The sequence below is a fragment of the Kitasatospora sp. NPDC092039 genome, assembly GCF_044756065.1.
In the GTDB taxonomy this organism is placed as follows: domain Bacteria; phylum Actinomycetota; class Actinomycetes; order Streptomycetales; family Streptomycetaceae; genus Kitasatospora.
This window is the reverse complement of the sequence record NZ_JBIVSD010000002.1, coordinates 669,451-690,521: the sequence shown is the minus strand read 5'-3', so window position 1 is coordinate 690,521 and position 21,071 is coordinate 669,451. Positions and strand designations below refer to the sequence as shown.

General features: G+C 74.5%; 20 protein-coding genes. 5 read left to right on the top strand and 15 right to left on the bottom strand.

Translation table 11 applies throughout. The features are described 5' to 3' along the window. Positions 1 to 102: 102 nt before the first annotated feature. On the top strand, positions 103 to 1,722 hold the full coding sequence (locus tag ACIQI7_RS06120) for a hypothetical protein (protein WP_401105604.1): 1,620 nt from the start codon (positions 103 to 105) through the stop codon (positions 1,720 to 1,722). A 310-nt stretch (positions 1,723 to 2,032) separates the two neighbouring features. After that, positions 2,033 to 2,407, top strand: coding sequence for an RNA polymerase-binding protein RbpA (locus ACIQI7_RS06115; protein WP_049655293.1), 375 nt, complete (start codon positions 2,033 to 2,035; stop codon positions 2,405 to 2,407). Positions 2,408 to 2,583: 176 nt separating this feature from the next. Here ACIQI7_RS06115 and fxsA read toward each other — a convergent pair whose 3' ends face one another. From fxsA to ACIQI7_RS06090, 5 genes are all read right to left on the bottom strand, one after another. Beyond that, on the bottom strand, positions 2,584 to 3,162 hold the full coding sequence (gene fxsA, locus ACIQI7_RS06110) for an FxsA family membrane protein (RefSeq protein WP_387751813.1): 579 nt from the start codon (positions 3,160 to 3,162) through the stop codon (positions 2,584 to 2,586). 55 nt (positions 3,163 to 3,217) lie between these two features. Continuing rightward, complete coding sequence (lnt, locus tag ACIQI7_RS06105; RefSeq protein WP_401105601.1) at positions 3,218 to 4,864, bottom strand: apolipoprotein N-acyltransferase; 1,647 nt, start codon at positions 4,862 to 4,864, stop codon at positions 3,218 to 3,220. Between the two features lie 94 nt (positions 4,865 to 4,958). Next, the gene (locus tag ACIQI7_RS06100; protein ID WP_401105599.1) at positions 4,959 to 5,411 is read right to left on the bottom strand and encodes an N-acetyltransferase; all 453 of its coding nucleotides are present in this window, start codon (positions 5,409 to 5,411) and stop codon (positions 4,959 to 4,961) included. A 43-nt stretch (positions 5,412 to 5,454) separates the two neighbouring features. Further along, positions 5,455 to 7,062: an amidohydrolase gene (locus ACIQI7_RS06095; protein WP_401105597.1), complete on the bottom strand. Its 1,608-nt coding sequence runs from the start codon at positions 7,060 to 7,062 to the stop codon at positions 5,455 to 5,457. A gap of 50 nt (positions 7,063 to 7,112) precedes the next feature. Then, positions 7,113 to 7,553, bottom strand: a complete 441-nt coding sequence (locus ACIQI7_RS06090; RefSeq protein ID WP_045694655.1) for an Lrp/AsnC family transcriptional regulator — start codon at positions 7,551 to 7,553, stop codon at positions 7,113 to 7,115. Positions 7,554 to 7,782: 229 nt separating this feature from the next. Here ACIQI7_RS06090 and ACIQI7_RS06085 point away from each other — a divergent pair, with 229 nt between their 5' ends. Beyond that, positions 7,783 to 8,304, top strand: a complete 522-nt coding sequence (locus ACIQI7_RS06085; protein ID WP_401105595.1) for a hypothetical protein — start codon at positions 7,783 to 7,785, stop codon at positions 8,302 to 8,304. A gap of 75 nt (positions 8,305 to 8,379) precedes the next feature. Here ACIQI7_RS06085 and ACIQI7_RS06080 read toward each other — a convergent pair whose 3' ends face one another. Further along, the gene (locus tag ACIQI7_RS06080; RefSeq protein WP_401105593.1) at positions 8,380 to 9,543 is read right to left on the bottom strand and encodes an acyl-CoA dehydrogenase family protein; all 1,164 of its coding nucleotides are present in this window, start codon (positions 9,541 to 9,543) and stop codon (positions 8,380 to 8,382) included. Between the two features lie 210 nt (positions 9,544 to 9,753). Between ACIQI7_RS06080 and ACIQI7_RS06075 the strand changes: the two genes are divergently transcribed. Continuing rightward, entirely contained in the window at positions 9,754 to 10,410 is a 657-nt protein-coding gene (locus ACIQI7_RS06075; RefSeq protein WP_401105591.1) for a uridine kinase, read from the top strand. A gap of 386 nt (positions 10,411 to 10,796) precedes the next feature. After that, complete coding sequence (locus ACIQI7_RS06070) at positions 10,797 to 12,911, top strand: AAA family ATPase (protein ID WP_401105696.1); 2,115 nt, start codon at positions 10,797 to 10,799, stop codon at positions 12,909 to 12,911. Between the two features lie 54 nt (positions 12,912 to 12,965). On the opposite strand, the gene ACIQI7_RS06065 is transcribed toward ACIQI7_RS06070, so the two are convergent. From ACIQI7_RS06065 to ACIQI7_RS06025, 9 genes are all read right to left on the bottom strand, one after another. After that, positions 12,966 to 13,952, bottom strand: a complete 987-nt coding sequence (locus ACIQI7_RS06065) for an NAD-dependent epimerase/dehydratase family protein (protein ID WP_401105589.1) — start codon at positions 13,950 to 13,952, stop codon at positions 12,966 to 12,968. Between the two features lie 164 nt (positions 13,953 to 14,116). Next, positions 14,117 to 15,163, bottom strand: a complete 1,047-nt coding sequence (locus ACIQI7_RS06060; protein ID WP_401105587.1) for a hemolysin family protein — start codon at positions 15,161 to 15,163, stop codon at positions 14,117 to 14,119. Further along, positions 15,160 to 16,503 (bottom strand): hemolysin family protein, encoded by a 1,344-nt coding sequence (locus ACIQI7_RS06055; RefSeq protein ID WP_401105585.1) that lies wholly within the window; start codon positions 16,501 to 16,503, stop codon positions 15,160 to 15,162. The genes ACIQI7_RS06060 and ACIQI7_RS06055 overlap by 4 nt, the downstream gene beginning before the upstream one ends. Positions 16,504 to 16,725: 222 nt before the next feature. Continuing rightward, positions 16,726 to 17,166, bottom strand: a complete 441-nt coding sequence (locus ACIQI7_RS06050) for a PH domain-containing protein (protein WP_387751787.1) — start codon at positions 17,164 to 17,166, stop codon at positions 16,726 to 16,728. Between the two features lie 179 nt (positions 17,167 to 17,345). Further along, positions 17,346 to 18,194, bottom strand: a complete 849-nt coding sequence (hisG, locus tag ACIQI7_RS06045; protein WP_401105583.1) for an ATP phosphoribosyltransferase — start codon at positions 18,192 to 18,194, stop codon at positions 17,346 to 17,348. A gap of 55 nt (positions 18,195 to 18,249) precedes the next feature. Continuing rightward, positions 18,250 to 18,522 (bottom strand): phosphoribosyl-ATP diphosphatase, encoded by a 273-nt coding sequence (locus ACIQI7_RS06040; protein ID WP_387751781.1) that lies wholly within the window; start codon positions 18,520 to 18,522, stop codon positions 18,250 to 18,252. 101 nt (positions 18,523 to 18,623) lie between these two features. Then, positions 18,624 to 19,097: a 6,7-dimethyl-8-ribityllumazine synthase gene (ribH, locus tag ACIQI7_RS06035; protein ID WP_401105580.1), complete on the bottom strand. Its 474-nt coding sequence runs from the start codon at positions 19,095 to 19,097 to the stop codon at positions 18,624 to 18,626. A gap of 50 nt (positions 19,098 to 19,147) precedes the next feature. Further along, positions 19,148 to 20,431, bottom strand: a complete 1,284-nt coding sequence (locus ACIQI7_RS06030; protein ID WP_401105694.1) for a bifunctional 3,4-dihydroxy-2-butanone-4-phosphate synthase/GTP cyclohydrolase II — start codon at positions 20,429 to 20,431, stop codon at positions 19,148 to 19,150. A 5-nt stretch (positions 20,432 to 20,436) separates the two neighbouring features. Next, positions 20,437 to 21,024, bottom strand: a complete 588-nt coding sequence (locus ACIQI7_RS06025; protein ID WP_401105692.1) for a nicotinamide riboside transporter PnuC — start codon at positions 21,022 to 21,024, stop codon at positions 20,437 to 20,439. Positions 21,025 to 21,071 lie beyond the last annotated feature (47 nt).

The following is a 21,071-nucleotide window of genomic DNA, read 5'->3' as shown; positions in this document are numbered from 1 at the left end:
CACCCCTCCCCGTACCGGCCCGGGCGCGGATCCCACCGCCCCCGGGCCCCGTCGTACCCCACCACCACCCCCCTCCCGTCCCACCGCCCGGGGAGTCAAGGAATGCCGCTCCACCGCCACCTCAGCAAGGGCCGCGCGATCGCCCGGACCGCCGGGGACCACGCCTCCGACATGTTCGCCCCGCTCTCCGTCATCGGCCGCGGCCTGCGCCACCACGTCGACTGGGCCAGGTCCCGCTGGCAGGACACCCCGAAGGAGCGCCGCGGCCCGACACTGTTCCTCACCGCCGCCCTGCTGATCGGCGTCTACCTGCTGCCGCACGGGCTGCTGTTCGCGCTGATCACCCTGATGGCCAGCGCCGCCTGGGCCGGCCGGGCCCCCAGGGCGGCGCCCGCGCAGCCCGCCCCGGACGTCGCCGACGTCAAGCTCGGCGCCCTCTACGCGGCACTCACCCCCTACCTGTGCGGGCCCGAGGACGCCAACCCGCTGTACCACTTCGAGGGCAGCTACAGGAACGCCTTCAGCGACTGGGAGTTCGACGGCGAGGGCCGGCTGTCCCGGCTGGAACTGACCTACCCCGCCTACTTCACCGACACCGAGCCGGCCGCCCGGGCCCGGATCGAGCAGGTGGTGCAGGGCAAGGCCGGCCGGGCCCGCGAGTACCGCTTCGACTGGGACGAGGAGTCCAACCGGCTGCGGATCGCCGCGCTCGCCCCGCTGCCCACCGACATCGCCGCCCAGCGCTTCGTGGCGGCCCCCGGCGAGGTCGTGCTGGGCTTCACCGACGAGGGCGGCACCGCCCGGACCATCCCGGTCACCCGGGGCGGCACGACCGTCCAGCAGCCGCCGGTGGTCTGGCGCACCGGCCCGCGCTCCGCCGAGCCGCACCTGCTGGTGCTCGGCGTCACCGGCTACGGCACCTCCAGCCTGCTGCGCTCGATCGCGCTCCAGGCCCTGCCGTACGGCGACCTGGTGGTGGTCGACGGCGCGGGCACCGGGGAGCACGCCTGCCTGGTCAACCGGCCCGGTGTGCACACCGTGGAGACCAGCCTGCACGGCGCGCTGGACGCGCTGGAGTGGGCCGTCGGCGAGACCGAGCGCCGGCTCGCCGCGCTCAACGCCGCCCGGCACGCGGGCAGCGCCCCGCCGGAGGACGTCACCCGGCCGCTGTGGCTGCTGCTGGACCACCCGACCGAGCTGAGCGAGCTCGCCCAGGCCGAGGGCCGCCCGGACCCGCAGGACCTGCTGGAGCTCCCGCTGCGGCACGGCCGGGCCGCCCGCGTCACCGTGGTGGTCGCCGACGACCTGCAGGCCCGGCACCGGCTCACCGCCACCGTCCGCGCCACCACCCGGGCCCGCGTGGTGCTCGGCCCGGCCGGCTTGGACGAGGGGCACGACGCGCTCGGCGCACCGCTGGACATCGTGCCCGCCGTCCACGCCCCGGTCGGCCGCGGCTACGCCCGGATCGGCAACGGCACCCCGGTGCGGCTCCAGGTGCCCACCACCGTCGACCCGCTGGACGACGAGGCCCCGGCCCCGCTGCGGGACGCGGTGATCGCCCTGCTGCCGCACCGGGACACCCGCACCGAGGCGGCCGCCCCCGCCGTGCCGCCCCGACCGGACTGCCCGCCGGCCGTGCCCGCTGCCGATCCGGCCGTGCCGGCCCGCCCGGTCGACCTGGCCAAGGGCGAGCCGATGATCCGCTCACGTCCGATCTCCTGACGGCCGGACCGGCCCCGGCCGGGGGCCGGTTCCGCCGCCCTCGGCCGGGGTCGGCCCCCGCTTCGGAATCCCCTCCCGGTACGCTCGTCACAGAAAGCCCGCGCGATCACCAGATGTGAAATAGGTGACACCTGGGGTGATATCACCGGCCAGATGTGACAAATCGGGCGCAGGTGGGTACAAACAGGGGCGGCACTACAGACGACGCATGTCCCGGGACGGGAATCTTCGTCGGAAGCCGAGCGTTGACCGAACGACGAAGAACAGCGACCACTAGTCCTGTGGGCCATAAGCCCGGGAGGCACGATTCATGAGCGAGCGAGCTCTCCGCGGCACGCGACTCGGGGCCACTAGCTACGAGACCGACCGTGGTATCGATCTGGCTCCCCGCCAGACCGTCGAGTACGCATGTCAGAACGGACACCGTTTCGAGGTTCCTTTCTCGGTCGAGGCGGAGATCCCCGCGACCTGGGAATGCCGCTTCTGCGGCCAGGAGGCGGCACTTCTCGACGGCGACGAGCCGGAGGAGAAGAAGATCAAGCCGACGCGCACCCATTGGGACATGCTGATGGAGCGCCGGACGCGCGAGGAGCTGGAGGAGGTGCTGGCCGAGCGGCTGGCCGTGCTCCGCTCCGGTGGGATGAACCTCGCGGTGCACCCGCGGGACACCCGTAAGAGCGCCTGACACCTCGCTCCCGCCACGAGCGGGAGGACGCGAAAAGGGACCCTGGTCACCAGGGTCCCTTTCGCGTTCTCCGAGCTGTCCGTCGAAACCGCCCCGGTACGCCGGAGCGGACGCGCCGCCGACATGCCGGACCGCCCGGGACGGATGCGCCCCGGGCGGCCGGTGGAACGGTCGGGTCAGCCCCCGATCGGCGGCCGGTGGGTGGTGTCCGGCCCCTGCGGGCCGCGCGGGCCGGACTCCGGGTCCAGGACCTCGCCCTGGATCACCTTGCCGTCCGGGCGGTGGATGCGCAGCTGCTCCTGGAGCCGCATCGCGTCCGCGAGCGGATCGGTGCCGGCCACGGTGGCGCTGCGCAGCGCCTTGTCCGCGACCCGGCGCCCGACCGCCCGCCACAGCGCCCGGGTGGGCGGGAAGAGCAGGGTCAGGGCGACCAGGTCCGACAGGAAGCCGGGGACGATCAGCAGCAGGCCGGCCAGCACCGTCATGCTGGTGCCGGTCTGGGGCTGCTCGGACTGCGGGTTCCTGCTCTGCTCGATCGCCGCCGACAGGGCCTTCGCCCCGGCCCGCTTGATCAGCGAGCCGCCGATCAGGCCGCCCGCGACGAGCAGCAGCACGACGGTGAGACCGCCCAGCCACGAGCCGACCTGGACCAGCAGCCAGATCTCCAGCACCAGCCAGGCGGTCATCAGCAGCGGCAGCACCCGGCGGAGCCTGCTACGCGGGGCCGGACGGGTGGGGGTAGCTTGCTGGGTCACGGTACGAATCCACTCCATGCGGTGCTCTGCGCGCCGCACGGGAGGTCCGGGCCGGCTACGGCACCACCTGGTCCAACGATTCCGGCCCGGCCGGTGTTCCGGCCGGTGCCTTCCGGCGGCGTCCGACCAGCACCGCCGCGCCGCAGGCCAGCAGGCCGCCGACGGCCAGCGTCCACTCCGGGGCGGCGCCGACCCGGTCGGCCACCGTGGTGCCGTCGCGCAGCGGGACGGTGGCCGACAGCTCGGCCGCGGTCAGCTCCTCGGTGCGCTGCTGGACGCCGCCGTCCGGGCCGATCACCGCGCTGATGCCGCTGGTGGCGGCGATCAGCACCGCCCGGCCGTGCTCGACGGCCCGCAGCCGGCTCATCGCCAGCTGCTGCTCGGGCTGGCCGGTCCGGGCGTAGGTCGCGTTGTTGGTCTGGACGACCAGGACCCTCGCGCCGCTGTCCACGGTGTCGCGGACGATCTCGTCGTACGCGACCTCGAAGCAGATCACGTCGCCGATCCTGGCCGGGCCGAGCTGCATCACGCCGTTGTGGTCGCCGGGGTAGAAGTCCCGGGCGACCCGCTGCAGGCGGGTGATCACCTTCATCAGCTGGGCGCGGAAGGGGACGTACTCGCCGAACGGGACGGGGTGCTGCTTGGTGTAGGAGGCGCCGGGGCCGGTGGCCGGGTCCCAGACGATGCCCTCGTTCTGGACGTGCTGCGCGTCCGGGCCGTCCACCAGGGTGCCGACCAGGGTGGGCACGCCGATCGCCTTGACCGCCTGGTCGATCCGCCGGCGGGCCAGTGGGTCGCTGAACGGGTCCAGGTCGGAGGAGTTCTCCGGCCAGATCACGATGTCGGGGCGCTCGGCCCTGCCCGCCCTGATGTCGGCGGCGAGCCGCTCGGTGGCCGAGGCGTGGTTGTTGAGGACCATCATCGGACGGCCCAGGAAGTCCATGCCCGGGTTGGGCACGTTGCCCTGGACGATGGCGACCTTGACGGTGTCGGCGGCGGCCGTGGGCACCGGGACGAGGTAGCCCGCCAGCAGGGCGGCCACCGCGCCGAGCGCCGCCAGCGCGGCCGCGACCGGGGCCCTGCCGGGCCCGCGCAGCCGCAGCGCGGCCCAGGCCAGCAGGGTGCCGGAGAGGGCGACCGCGAAGGTCACCAGCGGCGCGCCGCCGAGCGCGGCCAGCGGGGTGTACGGGGTGGCGGTGTTGGCGAAGGCGAGCCGGCCCCAGGGGAAGCCGCCGAGCGGCAGCCGGTCGCGGGCCCACTCCTGGGTGATCCACAGGCAGGCCGCCCAGAGCGGCCAGCCGGGCAGCCGGGAGGTGACGGCCAGGGCGCCGCCGAGCACGGCCAGGAACAGCGCCTCCACGACGGACAGGCCGATCGTGGCGTCCCAGCCGACCACCCGCAGCCAGCTGAGCAGCATCAGGAAGAACGGCAGGCCGAAGGCGAAGCCCGTCCACAGGCCCTGGCGGAAGGTGCGGCCCCGGGTGAGCAGCGAGAGCGCGGCGACGCCGAGCAGCGACAGCGGCCACAGGTCGTACGGCGGGAAGGCGAGGGCGAGCAGCAGGCCGGCCAGGGCGGCGAGGCCGGTGCGGGGAAGCCCGGCGCGGACCTTGGCGAGCGCCCGGGCTCCGCGGCTCGGTCGGGGCGCCGGGTCCGGCGGCTCGGGGACGGCCTCGGACCGTTCCTGGGTGACGGGAGTGGCCACCGGCGCACCATCTTCCTGGGGCTTGCTGTTCGGACGCTGTGCGAAGAAGGTACCCCGGAACGTCGGCGGCCCGTGAGGTCAGGGTGGTAGCGGGTCAGCGCGGGGCGTAGCGGACCTCCCGCAGCGGCCAGTGCCGGGCGAGCCAGTCGGAGACGGCGCGGTGCAGCGGGGCGTCCAGGTGGGCGCGGTCGGCCCGGACCCAGGAGCTGACCGAGACCGCGGACGGGTCCTCGCGGTCCGGATAGATGTAGACGCAGCCGATCACCTCGTCGCGGTCCGGCTCCAGGACGGTGTAGGTGAAGCCGGTACGGGCCTCGAAGTCGGCGGCGTGGCGGCGCAGGTCGTCGCGGTTGCGCTCCAGGGGCATCCCGTCGAGGGGCGGCCAGTGGCGGCCGGCCCAGCCGGGGGTGGAGCGGATGTGGGCGATGCTGTTGGACCAAGCGGTGTGGTCGGACGTGTTGTGCTGCTCGCCCAGGGGTTCCAGGCGGAACTCCGGGGCGAGCAGCTCGCGCGGGACGGTGAAGTCGGCGGGCACCAGTTCGGTCATGGTGGAGACCCTAGGGCCCGGCGGCCCGCCGTTCCACGGGGTTTCAGCGCTGGTAGACGGTGCGGCCGCGGACCACGGTGCGCAGGCAGGTCGGCAGCGGGTGGCCGGGGGTGAGGTCGGGCAGCCCGGGGGTGCCGGAGCGCGGGTCGGTGGACCAGCCGGCCACCCGGGAGTCGGGGGCCTGGACGACCAGGTCGCCGGCCGCCCAGATCGCGTAGCTGGCGACCGCGCCGGGGACCAGCACGCCGTCCTGGTCCCGGCCGACGGCCCGCCAGCCGCCGCGGGTGTGGGCGGTGAAGGCGGCCCGCACCGAGATCCGGTGGTCCAGGGTCCGGTGGAAGGCGGCCGCGCGGACGGTGCCCCAGGGGTCGAGCGGGGTGACCGGGGCGTCCGAGCCGAAGGCCAGCGGGACGCCGGCCCGCAGCAGCGCGGCGAAGGGGTTGAGGGCGGCCGCCCGCTCGGCGCCCAGGCGCTGGACGTACATGCCGTCCGGGCCGCCCCAGGCGGCGTCGAAGGCGGGCTGGACGGAGGCGGTCAGGCCGAGTTCGGCGAAGGCGGCGACGGCCTTGTCGTCCAGGGCCTCGGCGTGTTCGACGCGGTGGCGCAGGGCCTTGACCCGGCCGGCGCCGACCCGGGCGCCGGCCGCCCGGACACCGTCGAGGACCGCGGCGACGGCCGCGTCGCCGATGGCGTGGAACCCCGCCTGGAGCCCGGCCTCGGTGCAGGCGGCGACGTGGTCGGCGACCTGCTCGGCGGTCAGGTAGGCGGTGCCGGTGTGCTCGGCGTCGTCGTACGGGGCGTGCAGGCAGGCGGTGCGCGAGCCGAGCGCGCCGTCCACGAAGAGGTCCCCGCCGGCGCCCACCGCACCGAGCCTGCGGGCGGTCTCGACACCGCCCAACTCGCCCCAGTAGCCGAAGACTTCGGGCCCCTCGCCGTCAGCGGCCAGGGCCAGCAGGGCGGCCAGGTCGGCCTCCGAGGAGATCTCCGGGCCGGCGCACTCGTGCAGGGCGCCGATGCCGAGCTCGGCGGCGCGGGCGAGGGTGGCGCGCTGGGCGCGGCGGCGCTGCTCGGGGGTGAGCCGGGCCAGCGCGGTCTGCCGGACGGCGTGGTGGGCGTCCTTGGTGAGCGGGCCCTCGGGGTCGAAGCCGGGCGCCTCGGCCAGGCCCTCGGTGAGGGCGCGCAGCGCGGTGGTGGCGAGCGCGGAGTGCACGTCGGTGCGGGAGAGGTAGAGCGCGGCGCCGCGGGCGGCGGCGTCGAGTTCGGCGAGCGTGGGCGGGCGGCCCTCGGGCCAGCCGGTCTCGTCCCAGCCGTGGCCGATCAGCACCCCGCCGGGCTCGGGCCGGGCGTCGACGAAGGCGGTGACGGCGGCCAGGGCGGCGGCCAGCGAGGGGCTGCCGGTGAGGTCGAGGCCGGTGAGCGCCAGGCCGGTGGCGGTGGCGTGCACGTGGGCGTCCACGAAGGCGGGGGTGACCAGGGCGCCGTCCAGCTCGACGACCTCGTCGGCGGTCGCGGCGTACGCCTCGGCGGCGCCGTCGCTGCCGACCCAGGCGACGTGGCCGCCTTCCACGAGCATCGCGGTGGCGAAGGGGTCGGCGGGGCTGTAGACGGCGCCGCCGCGCAGCAGGACGGTCCGTGGGGTGCGTTCGGTCATGCCGCCAAGTCTGCACGTCACCGGTCGCCCCGCGGCGACCGGCCCGCGGTTCAGAGCTTCGGCGGACGCGCCTCGTAGGGGGTGGACAGGACGACGGTGGTGCGGGTGGAGACGCCGGCGGCGCTGCGGATGCGGGCGAGCAGGTCCTCCAGGTCGCCGGGGGCGCCGACCCGGACCTTGAGTATGTAGTTCTCGTCTCCGGCGACGCTGTGGCAGGCCTCGATCTCGGGCAGGCCGGCCAGCCGCTCCGGGGTGTCGTCCGGGGCGCTCGGGTCGAAGGGTTTGACCGAGATGAACGCGGTCAGCGCCAGGTCGACGGCGTCGGGGTCGATGATCGCGGTGTAGCCGCGGATCACCCCGCGCTGTTCGAGGCGGCGCACCCGCTGGTGCACCGCCGAGGTGGACAGGCCGGTGGCCTTGCCCAGGTCCGTGTAGCTCATCCGGCCGTCCTCGAGGAGCAGCTGGACGATGCGTTGGTCGAGATCCTCCACAGTGCGCAAACCTACCCGGTCGGGAGCACGGGGGGCGCACGCGGTGTCACGGTGAGGGTCCGCAGGTGCCGGGCGGGCACATGCCGGGTGAATGTGGCATCCGGTGTGGCCAAGGACACACCCGGTGCATCACGGTGCACGTGACCGCAGGATTATGAGTCCGGATCGCAGGGAAGTGCTGGTTGTGGCCCTGGACGACCACGCCGGGCCCGATCCTAGGGGGATCCTCATGCCTGCTACTGACCAGCGCGTGCTGGGCGCCGACGAGACCGACGATCCGACCGGCCGCGAGGGCCTCGCGGTCGACCTCGTGCCGGGCACCGATCCCGGCGAGGCGGAGAACTGGGACGTCTTCCGGGTCAACTGCCCCGAGTGCCGCCGTCCGATCGCCCTGGTGGCGGACGAGGAGCGGCTGCCGCAGCACGCACTGCTGCCGACCGCCTGGAACCCCTTCGCCCCCGCGGTCTGCCCGGGTTCGGGCGCGCCGACGGACGACCTGGCCGAGGTCGAGGCCCCGGAGGACGCCGAACCGGCCGGGTTCGCCGCGCTGTTCAAGCTCCCGAGCGGGCTGGACTGGCGCACCCAGCCGTTCTCGCACGCCGTCGCGCACCGGCCGGTGCGGCTCGCCGCGGTCGCCGGGGCCGCCCCGGTGGCGCCCGCCGTGCCGACGGTCACCGCGCTGCGGGGCGCCATCCCGGAGCAGCGCCGCCGTCGTGCGGCGCTGGCCACGCGTACCGCCAAGGCGAGCTGACAGCCCGCCGGGAACGCCTCCGGCCGTCACTCCGCACCCTGGAGTGACGGCCGGAGGCCGTGTGGGAGGAAGGCGTCAGGCCTTCGTGAGGTGGCGGCCGATCACCAGCCGCTGGATCTGGTTGGTGCCCTCGACGATCTGCAGGACCTTGGCCTCGCGCATGAAGCGCTCGGCCGGGAAGTCCTGGGTGTAGCCGTAGCCGCCGAGCACCTGGACGGCGTCGGTGGCCACCCGCATCACCGTGTCGGTGCAGAACAGCTTGGCCATCGCCGCCTCCTTGGAGAACGGCCGGCCGGCGTCCTTCAGGCGCGCGGCGGACAGGTAGAGCGCGCGGCCGGCCTCGATCTGGGTGGCCATGTCGGCGAGCATGAAGGACAGGCCCTGGAACTCGGCGATCGGGCGGCCGAACTGGCGCCGGGTGCGCGCGTAGTCGACCGCGAGGTCGAGCGCGGCCTGGGCGACGCCGATCGCGCAGGCGGCGATCCCGAGGCGGCCGGAGTCCAGCGCGGCGAGCGCGATCTGGAAGCCCTGCCCCTCCTCGCCGATCAGCCGCTCGCGGGGCACCCGGGCGCCGTCGAAGTGCAGCTGGGCGGTCGGCGAGGAGCGCATGCCCATCTTGTGCTCCGGCGGGGCCGCGGACAGGCCCTGCTGGGTGCCGGGGACCAGCAGGCAGCTGATGCCCTTGGGGCCGTCGACGCCGGTGCGCACCAGGGCGCTGTAGAAGTCGGCCTGACCGCCGTGGGTGATCCAGGCCTTGGTGCCGTTCACCACGTAGGCCTCGCCGTCGAGGTCGGCGCGGGTGCGCAGCGCGGCCGCGTCGGAGCCGGACTGCGGCTCGGACAGGCAGTAGGCGCCGAGCTGCTCGCCGGAGAGCATGGCGGGCAGCCACTTGGCGCGCTGCTCGTCGGTGCCGAAGGTGGCCAGCGCGTGGCAGGACAGGGTGTGCACGCTGACGCCGAGGCCGACGGCCAGCCAGCCGGCCGCGAGCTCCTCCAGGACCTGGAGGTACACCTCGTAGGGCTGTTCGCCGCCGCCGTACTCCTCGTCGTACGGGAGGGAGAGCAGGCCGGCCTCGCCGAGGGTGCGGAAGACCTCCCGCGGGAAGCGGTCGGCGGCCTCGTCCTCCGCCGCCCTCGGCTGGAGCTCGCGCTGCACCAGGTCGCGGGTGAGGCTCAGCAGCTCGCGGGCCTCCTCGCTGGGCAACTGGCGCTCCACGGCTTTCACAGGGGAGGGGGTCATGGCGGTGGTCGCCTCCTCGATCGGGCGCCGGGCCGAGGTGTCGGCCGGTCCGGCGGGGTGTGGCTGGTCGGACCGACCGGCACCGGGTTGCGGTGAACGGCCGTTCACAGTCGTGGCGAAGGCGAGTATGCCCGAAACCCGGGCTGCCGTCACGACCTGCACAGATGAACTGTCCGCAGTGGCGGGCTACGGCACCGTAGGGTTGACGTTGTGGCTGCATCCGAACCTTTCCCGCCCCCGTTCCGGCCCGTTCCGGACGACCGGTTGACCGCGCTCGCGGCGGAACTGCGCGCGCTGCCGCCGTCCTGCGGGCCGGTGCGGCTGGTCGCGGTGGACGGGCACGCCGGCTCCGGCAAGACCACCTTCGCCGGACGGCTGGCGGCGGCGCTCGGCGGCGCCCCGGTGGTCCACCTCGACGACCTGGCCACCCACCGCGAGCCGTTCGGCTGGACCGGACGGCTGCGCGAGCAGGTGCTGGAGCCGCTGGCGGCCGGCCGGGACGCGGAGTACCGGGTGTACGACTGGACGCTGCGCCGCTTCGCGGGGACGGCCGCGGTGCCGGCCGCCCCGGTGGTGCTGGTGGAGGGGGTCGGCTCCGGTCGGCGGGCGGTGCGGCCGTGGCTGGCCCGGGTGATCTGGATGGAGCTGGACGCCGCCTCGGCCCGGCGGCGCGGGGAGGAGCGGGACGGTCCGGAACTGGCCGAGTTCTGGGCGGGCTGGGCCCGGGCCGAATCGGCGCATTTCGCCGCCGATCCGAGCCGTCCGCACGCCGCGACGCTGGTCGACGGGGTGACCGGACGGATCGCTCCGGGCACCGTGGGTGAACGTTCAACCATCGCCTTGACCTGCGACATCGCCAGGATCTAGGTTCTCCTCAGCCGCCGGAACGAAAGCTTCCGGTCGCCTCGGACCCGGCGCCCCCGGCTTGTTCCCCCGTGAGCCGGGGGCGCCGCCCGGTCCCCTTCCGAAAGTCGCTCCCCGCCGCCCGTTTCGTCCGCCCGGACGCTCAACGGCCGCTCGCGCGATCGCATTTGACCCCGTACGGCACCCTTCCGGATCAGCTCCGCGCCGGTACGATTCCTGGCAGGCGCAGACGCGCCGCAGGGGGTCGACGACCACAGGCCCTAGGCGCAGGCGACTCGCCGGCCGAGTCCCGGGCCGCACCGCGGGGGGCGTGAGTGACGACGGTGGACAGTTCCGACAGCACGGCGGGCGGGCCGGACCGGCACGCCGACCGCGCCTGGCTGCGCGCCATGGACGCCTACACGGCTGGTGCGTACAGCCGGGCCGAGGAGGAGTTCCGGGCCGCCGTCCGGCTGGATCCCGGCATGGCCGACGCCTGGCTCGGACTGCACGCGCTGCGCAGCGACACCTCGGCCGCGCTGCTCGCCATGTACCGCCACCAGAAGCGGTTCGGCGAGCAGCGGCGGCTGCACCGACGTCCGCTCAGTTCCTGGTACTGGCTGGGCTGGTGGGTGCAGCCGGTGCTGGAGGACGCCCGCGACCTCGCGCTGGCGCACGCCTCGCACTGGCTGGACGGCCGGCACCTGGCCGAGCTGGACCGGGCGCTGGAGCAGTGCCCGGCGCCCAGCGAGGACCCGTCCGCCCGCTTCCTGTACGCCTGCCGGTCCTACCTGCTCAAGGACTGGGAGCAGCTGATCCGGGACACCGACCGGCTGCTGGACGACCCGCTGCTCGGCATCGAGGCCGGGCTGTTCGCCGGCATGGCGCGGGTGCGCCTCGACATGTGCGCCCAGGCGCAGGGCCCGCTGGCCGCCTCCCTGGCCCGCTGCCGCTCCGAGCAGCCCCAGCGCAAGGAGCTGCGGTACTGGCTGGCCCGGGCGTACGACGGGGCCGGGCGCAGCGCCGCGGCGCTGCCGCTCTACCGGGCGGTGCACCGGGCGGACCCGGCGTTCATGGACACCGCGGCCCGGCTGGCGGCCATCTCGGCCGAGGACGCGCTCGCGGACGGACTCGCGGACGGCTTCTCGGACGGCCTCGCGGACGGGCTCGCGGACGGGCTGCCGGCGGGCGGGCTCGCGGACGGGCTGCCGGCGGGCGGGCGTCCGGGGGCGGTCGACACCGCCGCACCGGGCGGGCCCGGTGACGACGCCGGGTACCCGGACGAGGCCGGGTTCACCGCAGTTCCCGGGTACGACGAGGAGTTCGGGGACGCGGGCGGGCCCGGCGGCGCGACCGTCGCCGGTGACGGGGTCGCGAGCGGCGGGCTGCTCAACGGCGGGGTGCCCTCGGGCGGCGGGCCCTCGGTGGACGCCGGGCTGGTGGACGGCCCCCCGGTGGACGGGGTCCTGACCGGCGGCTCCCTCCTGGACGGAACCGCGGCCGGCGGCGCCCTGCTGGACGGCGCCCGGCCCGACGGCGCGCCGCAGGCCGCCGGGGAGCGCTCCGGCTCGGGCGCCCCGCCCGGCCCCGCCGTACCGCCGCCGCTGCCCGCCCTCGGCCGGGCCCAGCCCCGGACCGCCGCCGGGCCGGAGCCCCGCTCCGGCGGCGACGAGCGGGAGCTGGACGCGGCCCTGGCCGAACTGTCGCTGATGGTCGGCCTGGAGCCGGTCAAGCGCCAGGTGCGGGCGCTGTCCGCCCAGTTGAGGATGTCACGGCTGCGGGCCGCCCAGGGCCTGCCCGTCCAGCCGCCGAAGCGCCACTTCGTCTTCTCCGGCCCCTCGGGCACCGGCAAGACCACCGTGGCCCGCATCCTCGGCCGGGTCTTCCACGCCCTCGGCCTGCTCTCCGGCGACCACCTGGTGGAGGCCCAACGCGCCGACCTGGTGGGCGAGTTCCTGGGCCAGACCGCCGTGAAGGCGAACGAGCTGATCGACTCCGCGCTGGACGGCGTGCTGTTCATCGACGAGGCGTACAGCCTCTCCAACTCCGGCTACACCAAGGGCGACGCGTACGGCGACGAGGCGCTGCAGGTGCTGCTCAAGCGCGCCGAGGACAACCGGGACCGGCTGGTGGTGATCCTGGCCGGCTACCCCGAGGGCATGAACCGGCTGCTCGCCACCAACCCCGGCCTCAACTCCCGCTTCACCACCAGGGTCGACTTCCCGAGCTACCGCCCCGGCGAGCTGACCGCGATCGGCGCCGCGCTGGCCGGCCGGGACGGCGACGGCTGGGACGAGGACGCCGCCGAGGAGCTGGCCAGCATCTGCACCCACGTGGTGCGCGAGGGCTGGATCGACGAGCTGGGCAACGGCCGGTTCATCCGCACCCTGTACGAGAAGTCCTGCGCCTACCGGGACCTGCGGCTGTCGCTGCTGCGCGAGCCGCCGGGCCGGGAGGACCTGGCCACCCTGCGGCTGCCGGACCTCGTGCAGGCGTACGGGGAGCTGATCGACGGCCGGGGCTGACCCCCGTGCATCCCCGCGACCAGCTCCCCGGGTCCGTTCCGGCCGGTGACCGGGTCAGCCGTTCAGGACCGCGGCCTCCCGCTCCCGGTCCAGCCCGACGGTGACCCGGTCGGCCCGCTGCGGCGCGCTGCCGCCGATCGACCGCAGCCAGGCCCAGGTGTCCTCGACGGTCTCGGCGACCGGGCGGCAGCGCAGCCCGGCGCCGAGCGCGCGCTCGACCAGGCCGGTGTGCAGGAAGTCGTAGAGGTCTCCGGGCGCCAGCCAGATCGGCAGCTCGGTCCACGGCTCGATGCCCGCCGCGAGGACCCGCTCCGGGGCCGTCCAGCGCAGCTCGGCGTCCGAGCCGGTGGCCCGTACGCAGGCCTCCAGCAGCTCGCCCATGGTGGCGTGGCCGGACGGGCTGACCAGGTTGTACGGGCCGCCGAGGCGGGCCACCACGGCGTCCAGGGTCCAGGCCGCGAGGTCGCGCGCGTCGATGTACTGCAGCGGGAGGTCGCGCGGCCCGGGGGCGAGCACCGGGCCGCCCTCGGCGATCCGGTTGAGCCACCAGGGCAGTCGGCCGATGTTCTCGTGCGGGCCGATGATCAGCCCGGCCCGGGCCAGCAGCGCCTGCCCGCCGTACTCGGCCTCCAGCGCCAGTTCCGCACCGCGCTTGGCCTCGGCGTAGGGCACCTCGCCGGTGAGGTCCGGGGAGGAGTCGACCACCGGCGCGCTCTCGCCGGCCCCGGCCTCCAGCGGGTAGTCGTACACCGACCGGCTGGAGACGTACGCGTAGTGGCCGACCCGGCCGTTGAGGAACCGGGCGCTGTCGCGCACCGCCGCGGGGGCCCAGGACCAGGTGTCCACCACCGCGTCCCACTCCCCCGAGCCGAGTGCCGCCAGGCCGCCCTCGGCGGTGCGGTCGCCCTTCAGCACCCGGACGCCCTCGGGCGCGGGCTGCGTGCCGCGGTTGAGGGCGGTCACCTCCCATCCCCTGGCCAGCGCCTCCTCGGCGACGACCCGCCCGACGAACTTGGTTCCACCCAGCACGAGAAGTCTCATGCCGACCACCCTGCTCCCCGGGTGGCCGGCATGGAACAGCAGCATGCTCTGGGCAGAATCGCCGGGAGCGAACACGCCGTCAGCGGAGGCCGGAGCCTCCGGACGGGCCCCGACGAACCCGGCGCCGGCGGACCGGGGTCAGGCCGTGGCCGGGTGGACCGGCGTCAGGCCGTGGCGCGGTGGTCCGGGTCGTGCATCTCGCCGACCAGCTCCTCCAGCACGTCCTCCAGCATGACCACGCCGAGCGTGCGCCCGTCCTGGTCCAGCACGGCGGCCAGGTGGCAGGTCGCCCGGCGCATCGCCCCGAGCGCGTCGTCCAGCGGGAGGCCCCCGCGCAGCACCGTGATCGGCCGCCACAGGCGGGCCGGGACGGGCGCCGACGGGTCCTCCACGTCGAGGACGTCCTTGAGGTGGACGTAGCCGAGGTAGCCGTGGCCGGCCGGGTCTCCGTCGGTGACCGGGAAGCGCGAGAAGCCGGTGCGCAGCGCCAGCTCCTCGACCTCGGCGGCGGTCGCCTTGGTGTCCACGGTGACCAGCTGGTCGGGTTCCAGCAGCACCTCGGTGACCGGCCGGCGGCCGAGCTCCAGGGCGTCCTCCAGACGCTCCTGGCGGCTCTCGTCGAGCAGCCCGGCGTCCCGGGAGTCCGCCAGCAGGTACATCAGCTGCTCGGTGGTGAAGACCGACTCCACCTCGTCCTTGGCGTCCACCCGGAACAGCTTCAGCACGCCGTTGGCGAAGGCGTTCAGCACCCGGATCACCGGGGCGAGCCAGCGGGCCAGCCGGTCCAGCGGCGGGCCGAGCCAGAGCGCGGCCCGCTCCGGGCCAGCCATGGCCATGTTCTTCGGCACCATCTCGCCCATCACCATGTGCAGGAAGACCACGACGGCGAGCGAGATCCCGTACGAGAGCGGGTGCATCAGGCCTGACGGGACGCCGATCGCGTGGAACGGGCCCTCCAGCAGGGAGGCGATGGTCGGCTCGGCGAGGGCACCGAGGCCCAGCGAGCAGACCGTGATGCCGAGCTGGGCGGCGGCGAGCATCGCGGAGACGTTGGACAGCGCGTGCAGCACGGTGCGGGCGCGCTTGTGCCCGGCCTCGGCGAGCGGCTCGATCTGGCTGCGGCGCACCGACACCACGGCGAACTCGGCACCGACGAAGAAGGCGTTGCCGAGCAGGAGCAGCAGCGCGACGGCCAGTTGCAGGGCGGTCATCGGCCGTCCTCCCGGTCCTCGTCGAACTGCGCGGGCGCGGTGGTGCGCTCCACCCGGACCCCGGTGGTGCGGTGGCGGTCGACACCGGTCACGGTGAAGCGCCAGCCGGGCAGCTCGGCCTGCTCCCCCACCTCGGGGAGCTTGCCGAGCAGGTCGGAGACCAGCCCGGCGAGGGTCTCGTACGGGCCGTCCGGGGCGTTCAGGCCGATCCGCTCCAGCTGGTCGATCCGGGCGCGGCCGTCGGCCTCCCAGACCGGCAGGCCGTCGACCGGCGGCAGCGGGAGCAGCTCGGGGTGGTCGTCGGGGTCGTGCTCGTCCTGCACCTCGCCGACGATCTCCTCGACGATGTCCTCGACGGTGACGACGCCGGCGGTGCCGCCGTACTCGTCGACCACGATGGCCATCGGCTGGAGGCGGCGCAGCCGGTCGAGCAGCCGCTCGGCGGGCAGCGTCTCGGGCACCAGCAGCGGCGGCGAGGCCAGCTCGCCCACCCGCACCAGGCCGCGCCGGACGGCCGGGACGGCCAGGGCGTCCTTGAGCGTGACGATGCCGGTGACCTCGTCCAGGCTGTCGGTGTAGACCGGGAAGCGGGACAGGCCGGTGGCCCGGGTCAGGTTGATGACGTCGGTGGCGGTGGCGTCGCGCTGGAGCGCGGCCACGTCTATCCGCGGGGTCATCACGGACTCGGCGGTCAGCTCGCTCAGGCCCAGGGTGCGGACGAACAGGGTCGCCGACTCCTCGTCTATCGCGCCGGCCCGGGCCGAGTGGCGGGCCAGCGAGACCAGCTCGTCCGGGGTGCGGGCGTGGCCCAGCTCCTCCTGCGGCTCGATGCCGAAGGCCCGGACGGTCCGGTCGGCGGCTCCGTTCAGGAAGCTGATCAGCGGGCGGCAGGCGAAGGAGAACGCCATGTGCGGCGCGGCGACCGCGCGGGCCACCTGGAGCGGGCGGGAGATCGCCCAGTTCTTCGGCACCAGCTCGCCGATCACCATCTGGACGACGGTGGCCAGCACCATGCCGACGATCACGGCGACGCCGCGGGCGGCCGAGTCGGGCACGCCGATGCCGGACATGACGGGCGCGAGCAGCGTGGACAGCGCCGGCTCGGCGAGCATGCCGACCACCAGCGAGGTGACGGTGATGCCGAGCTGGGCGCCGGACAGCTCGAAGGAGAGGTGCCGCAGGGCCCCGGCGACGCGGCGGGACTTGGCGTCGCCCGCCTCGGCGGCGCGCTCCACCTCCCCGCGCTCGACGGTCACGAAGGCGAACTCGGCGGCCACGAACAGGCCGTTGGCGAGGATCAGGAGAACGGCCGCGAACAACAGCAGCCAGGCGGTGATCACAGTGCCGCCTGCCTTCCGGGGGTCGGAAGCGAGGCGGCGCAGGTACTACCGGACGGATCGTCCATCGAGGGGGAGTGTCACTCCTCAGGTCGTTCGGGCACTCGATCGGGGGCAGGGCTGACTTTGCCCCGCTTTTACCAGCGTAGACCATACCCGGACGGCGGTACGAGGCCCGGTCGGCCCGCCGGGAGCGGGGAACCCCAGGTGGGAGCGGGTCCGGACTCAGGCCCGGGCGTGCTGCTCGACCAGGTCGCGCAGCGCGCGGGCGTCCGCGATCGCCCGGTCCTTGCCGACGCCGGACTGGATGCCGACCGCGGCGAGCGAGGTGCCGTCGGCGAGGTCGAGGGTGGCCCACGGGTCGCCCTGGCGGAAGTTGACCCGGACGATCTCGGCCCAGGCGAGCCGGCGGCGGCGGACGAAGTTGACCACCGTCACGCCCTCCGCGTCGGCGCTCACCCGGGGGCGGGCCAGCATCAGGCCGACGGCGGCGAACAGGACCCCGCTGGCGACCATCATGATCCGGTCGTTGAGCTGCCAGTTCTCCGGGAGCAGCACCGCCATCGCGGAGAACAGCGCCACCAGCAGCACGCAGACCGGCAGCAGCACGGCGCGGGTGCGGCGCGGCGCCCAGGTGACGGGGAACTGGACGGGCGGCGTGGACACGTGGGGTCTCCGGGGTGGTTCTGGTGGCGGCAGCACGACGGGGCGGGGACGCGGTCGGCGTCCCCGCCCCATTGAACCGTTCCTTACTCGTGGACCGGTGCGCAGGTCACCCGGGCGCGCCGGTCAGTCCGGGCGGCCGGGCCGGCCGGGCGGCCGAGTCGGCCGGCCGGTCGCGCGGGTCAGAGGCGGCAGGCGTGGATGTTGGTGACCAGGATGGCCCGGGCGCCGATGCCCCACAGGTCGTCCATGATCTGCTGGGCCTCCTTGCGGAGCACCATCGAACGCACCGCGACCCAGCCCTCGGTGTGCAGCGGCGAGACGGTCGGCGACTCCAGGCCCGGGGTGAGCGCGACGGCCGCGCCGACCTTCTCGGCGCGGATGTCGTAGTCCATCAGCACGTAGCGGCGGGCCACCAGCACGCCCTGGAGGCGGCGCAGGAACTGCTCCACCCGCGCGTCCTCGCCCGAGCTCTTCGGCCGGATCACCACGGCGTCGGAGACCAGGATCGGCTCGCCGAACACCTCCAGGCCGGCGTTGCGCAGGCTGGTGCCGGTCTCCACCACGTCGGCGATCACGTCGGCGACGCCCAGCTGCACCGCGGTCTCGACCGCGCCGTCCAGCTTGGTGACCGTCGCCTTCACACCGTGGTCGGCCAGGTGCTGCTCGACCAGGCCGGTGTACGAGGTGGCGATCCGCAGGCCCTCCAGGCCCTTGACGTCCTCGACGTCCACGCCCTCGGGGCGGGCGAAGCGGAAGGTCGACCCGGCGAAGCCGAGGGCGAGCACCTCCTCGGCGTTGGAGTGCGAGTCCAGCAGCAGGTCGCGGCCGGTGATGCCGACGTCGAGGCGGCCGGAGCCGACGTACACGGCGATGTCCCGCGGGCGGAGGAAGAAGAACTCCACCTCGTTGTTCGGGTCGACGAGGACGAGCTCCTTGGGGTCCTTCCGCTGGCGGTAGCCGGCCTCATGGAGCATCTCCGCCGCGGGACCCGAGAGAGAACCCTTGTTGGGGACGGCGATGCGCAGCATGGGAGGTTGCTTCCTTACCTGTTGGGAGGATGGGGGTGCTCGGCGGAGCGGGGGTCTAGAGGTACTTGTAGACGTCGTCGAGCGTCAGTCCACGGGCGATCATCATCACCTGGAGGTGGTAGAGGAGCTGCGAGATCTCCTCCGCCGTCTGCTCGTCCGACTGGAACTCGGCGGCCATCCAGACCTCGGCGGCCTCCTCGACGACCTTCTTGCCGATCGCATGGACGCCCTGCTGGACGAGCTGCGCGGTACGGGAGGACGAGGGGTCGCCGGTGGCGGCCTTCTGCTGGAGCTCGGCGTAGAGCTCCTCGAATGTCTTCGAAGCCATGATGGGCCCACCTTACGGCGTACCGGCGGACGGACGGTAAACGGTCCCGGAGCGTGGACAGTCCGGTGGACGTCCGCGCTCCGGGACCGGGCGGGCCGTGCTCAGAGCGCGGCGCGCAGCACCGCGGCGGTGGCGACGGCCGCGGTGACGGCCTCGTGGCCCTTGTCCTCGGCGGAGCCGGGAAGACCCGCGCGGTCGAGCGCCTGCTCCTCGTTGTCGCAGGTCAGCACGCCGAAGCCGACCGGGACGCCGGTGTCGACGCTGACCTGGGTGAGGCCGGCGGTGGCGGCCTGGCAGACGTAGTCGAAGTGCGGGGTGCCACCTCGGATCACCACGCCGAGGGCCACCACGGCGTCGTAGCCGCGCTCGGCGAGGCGCTTGGCGGCGACCGGCAGCTCGAAGGTGCCGGGCACCCGCAGCACGGTCGGCCCGGTGACGCCCAGCTCCTTGAGCGCGCGGTGGGCGCCGTCCAGCAGGCCGTTCATCACCTGGTCGTGCCACTGGGCGGCGACGACGGCGACCTTGAGGTCGGCGGCGCCGTCGATGGTCAGCTCGGGGGCTCCGTGGCCGCTCATGTTCGTTCTCTTCCGTTCGCTGGGGTGGGACGTGCGGGGGTCGCGCGGGTTCAGGAGCCGAGGCCGGGCAGGTGGTGGCCCATCCGGTCGCGCTTGGTGCGCAGGTAGCCCAGGTTGTGCTCGCCGGGCGCGATCTCGACCGCTTCGCGCCCCTTGACCTTGAGCCCGTGCTCGGTGAGCGCGGTCAGCTTCCGCGGGTTGTTGGTGAGCAGGGTGAGCGAGCGGACGCCGAGGTCCACCAGCATCTGGGCCGCGATGCTGTAGTCGCGGGCGTCGGCGGGCAGGCCGAGGTCCAGGTTGGCGTCGACGGTGTCCCGCCCCCGCTCCTGGAGCTCGTACGCGCGCAGCTTGTGGGCCAGGCCGATGCCCCGCCCCTCGTGGCCGCGCAGGTACAGCACCACGCCGCGCCCGGCCTCGGCGACCCGTCGCAGTGAGGCCTCCAGCTGCGGGCCGCAGTCGCAGCGCAGCGAGCCGAAGACGTCGCCGGTCAGGCACTCGGAGTGGACCCGCACCAGGACGTCCTCGCTGTCCGGCAGCCGGCCCTCCGCGTCGAGGCCGCCGGCCACCAGCGCGAGGTGCTCGACGCCGTCGATGGTGCCCCGGTAGCCGACGGCGGTGAACTCCCCGTGCGCGGTGGGCAGGGCGGTGACGGCGGCCCGGTCGACGTGCAGCTCGGTGCGGCGGCGGTAGGCGATCAGGTCCTCGATGGAGATGATCGCCAGGCCGTGCTCGCGGGCGAAGGCGACCAGCTCGGGCAGCCGGGCCATGCTGCCGTCGTCGTTGACCACCTCGGCGATCGCGCCGGCCGGCGGCAGCCCGGCGAGCCGGGCCAGGTCGACGGCGGCCTCGGTGTGGCCGGGGCGGACCAGCACGCCGCCCTCGACGGCGCGCAGCGGGAAGACGTGCCCCGGGCGGGTGAGGTCGCCGGGCTCGGTGCCGGGCGAGGAGAGCAGCCGTACGGTGCGGGCGCGGTCGGCGGCGGAGATGCCGGTGTCGACCCCCTCCCGGGCGTCCACCGAGACGGTGTACGCGGTGCCCTTGCGGTCCTCGTTGACCTGGGTCATCGGCGGGAGCTTGAGGCGGTCCAGCTCCTCGCCGGTCATCGGGGCGCAGATCACGCCGGAGCTGTAGCGGATGGTGAAGGCCATCAGTTCGGGGGTCGCGGCGGACGCCGCGAAGACGATGTCGCCCTCGTTCTCGCGGTCCTCGTCGTCGACCACGACCACGGCGCGGCCGAGGGCGATGTCGGCGATCGCCCGCTCGACCGGGTCGAGGACGAGCTCGGGCTCGGGTGCGGACCCGGTGGCGCCGGTGCTGGACTGGTTCTCGCTCATCTCGGTCATGCCGTGGCTCCCTGCGGGACGGTGGCGGACTTGGCGCGCGGCTCACGGGTGCTCAGCCACCAGGACCGCAGGCCGAGCAGCACCAGGACGAAGTAGACGGAGTAGGTGAGACCGGAGAAGGTGTAGCCGCTGTTGAAGGCGAACGGCACGCCGACCGCGTCGACCGCGATCCAGGCGAACCAGAACTCCACCCAGCCGCGGGCCTGGGCGATCATCGCGGCCAGCGTGCCGACGAAGATGTAGGCGTCCGACCAGGGGCTCCAGGACAGGCTGGGGAAGGACGTGAACAGCAGGGCGAGCGCCACGGTGACGGCCGCGGTGCCCGCCGCCAGCACGATCCGCTCGGGCCAGCTGGCGAACCGGACGGCGATCGCGCCGCCGTCGCGGCGGCCCCGCCGCCACTGCGCCCAGCCCCAGGAGGCGGTGGCGATCACGATCAGCTGCTTGCCGATCAGCCCGGGGACGTGGCCGCCCAGGTAGGCGGCGATCAGCACCGCGCCGGACAGCAGCTGGACCGGCCAGCTCCAGACCGAGCGGCGCCAGCCGAGCGCGAGCCCGCCGAAGCCGAGGATGTTGCCGATCATGTCGGCCCACTTGACGTGTTCGCCGAGGACGGTGAACGCCTCGCCGC

Excerpts from the sequence above, each read along its gene's own strand:
- hisG (WP_401105583.1), bottom strand. The coding sequence starts at position 18,194 with ATGCTGCGCATCGCCGTCCCCAACAAGGGTTCTCTCTCGGGTCCCGCG.
- ACIQI7_RS06040 (WP_387751781.1), bottom strand. The coding sequence starts at position 18,522 with ATGGCTTCGAAGACATTCGAGGAGCTCTACGCCGAGCTCCAGCAGAAG.
- ACIQI7_RS06070 (WP_401105696.1), top strand. The coding sequence starts at position 10,797 with ATGGACGCCTACACGGCTGGTGCGTACAGCCGGGCCGAGGAGGAGTTC.
- ACIQI7_RS06095 (WP_401105597.1), bottom strand. The coding sequence starts at position 7,062 with ATGACCGAACGCACCCCACGGACCGTCCTGCTGCGCGGCGGCGCCGTC.
- ACIQI7_RS06025 (WP_401105692.1), bottom strand. The coding sequence starts at position 21,024 with ATGATCGGCAACATCCTCGGCTTCGGCGGGCTCGCGCTCGGCTGGCGC.
- ACIQI7_RS06085 (WP_401105595.1), top strand. The coding sequence starts at position 7,783 with ATGCCTGCTACTGACCAGCGCGTGCTGGGCGCCGACGAGACCGACGAT.
- ACIQI7_RS06120 (WP_401105604.1), top strand. The coding sequence starts at position 103 with ATGCCGCTCCACCGCCACCTCAGCAAGGGCCGCGCGATCGCCCGGACC.
- ACIQI7_RS06030 (WP_401105694.1), bottom strand. The coding sequence starts at position 20,431 with ATGAGCGAGAACCAGTCCAGCACCGGCGCCACCGGGTCCGCACCCGAG.
- ACIQI7_RS06060 (WP_401105587.1), bottom strand. The coding sequence starts at position 15,163 with ATGACCGCCCTGCAACTGGCCGTCGCGCTGCTGCTCCTGCTCGGCAAC.
- ACIQI7_RS06080 (WP_401105593.1), bottom strand. The coding sequence starts at position 9,543 with ATGACCCCCTCCCCTGTGAAAGCCGTGGAGCGCCAGTTGCCCAGCGAG.
- ACIQI7_RS06100 (WP_401105599.1), bottom strand. The coding sequence starts at position 5,411 with ATGACCGAACTGGTGCCCGCCGACTTCACCGTCCCGCGCGAGCTGCTC.
- ribH (WP_401105580.1), bottom strand. The coding sequence starts at position 19,097 with ATGAGCGGCCACGGAGCCCCCGAGCTGACCATCGACGGCGCCGCCGAC.
- ACIQI7_RS06115 (WP_049655293.1), top strand. The coding sequence starts at position 2,033 with ATGAGCGAGCGAGCTCTCCGCGGCACGCGACTCGGGGCCACTAGCTAC.
- ACIQI7_RS06065 (WP_401105589.1), bottom strand. The coding sequence starts at position 13,952 with ATGAGACTTCTCGTGCTGGGTGGAACCAAGTTCGTCGGGCGGGTCGTC.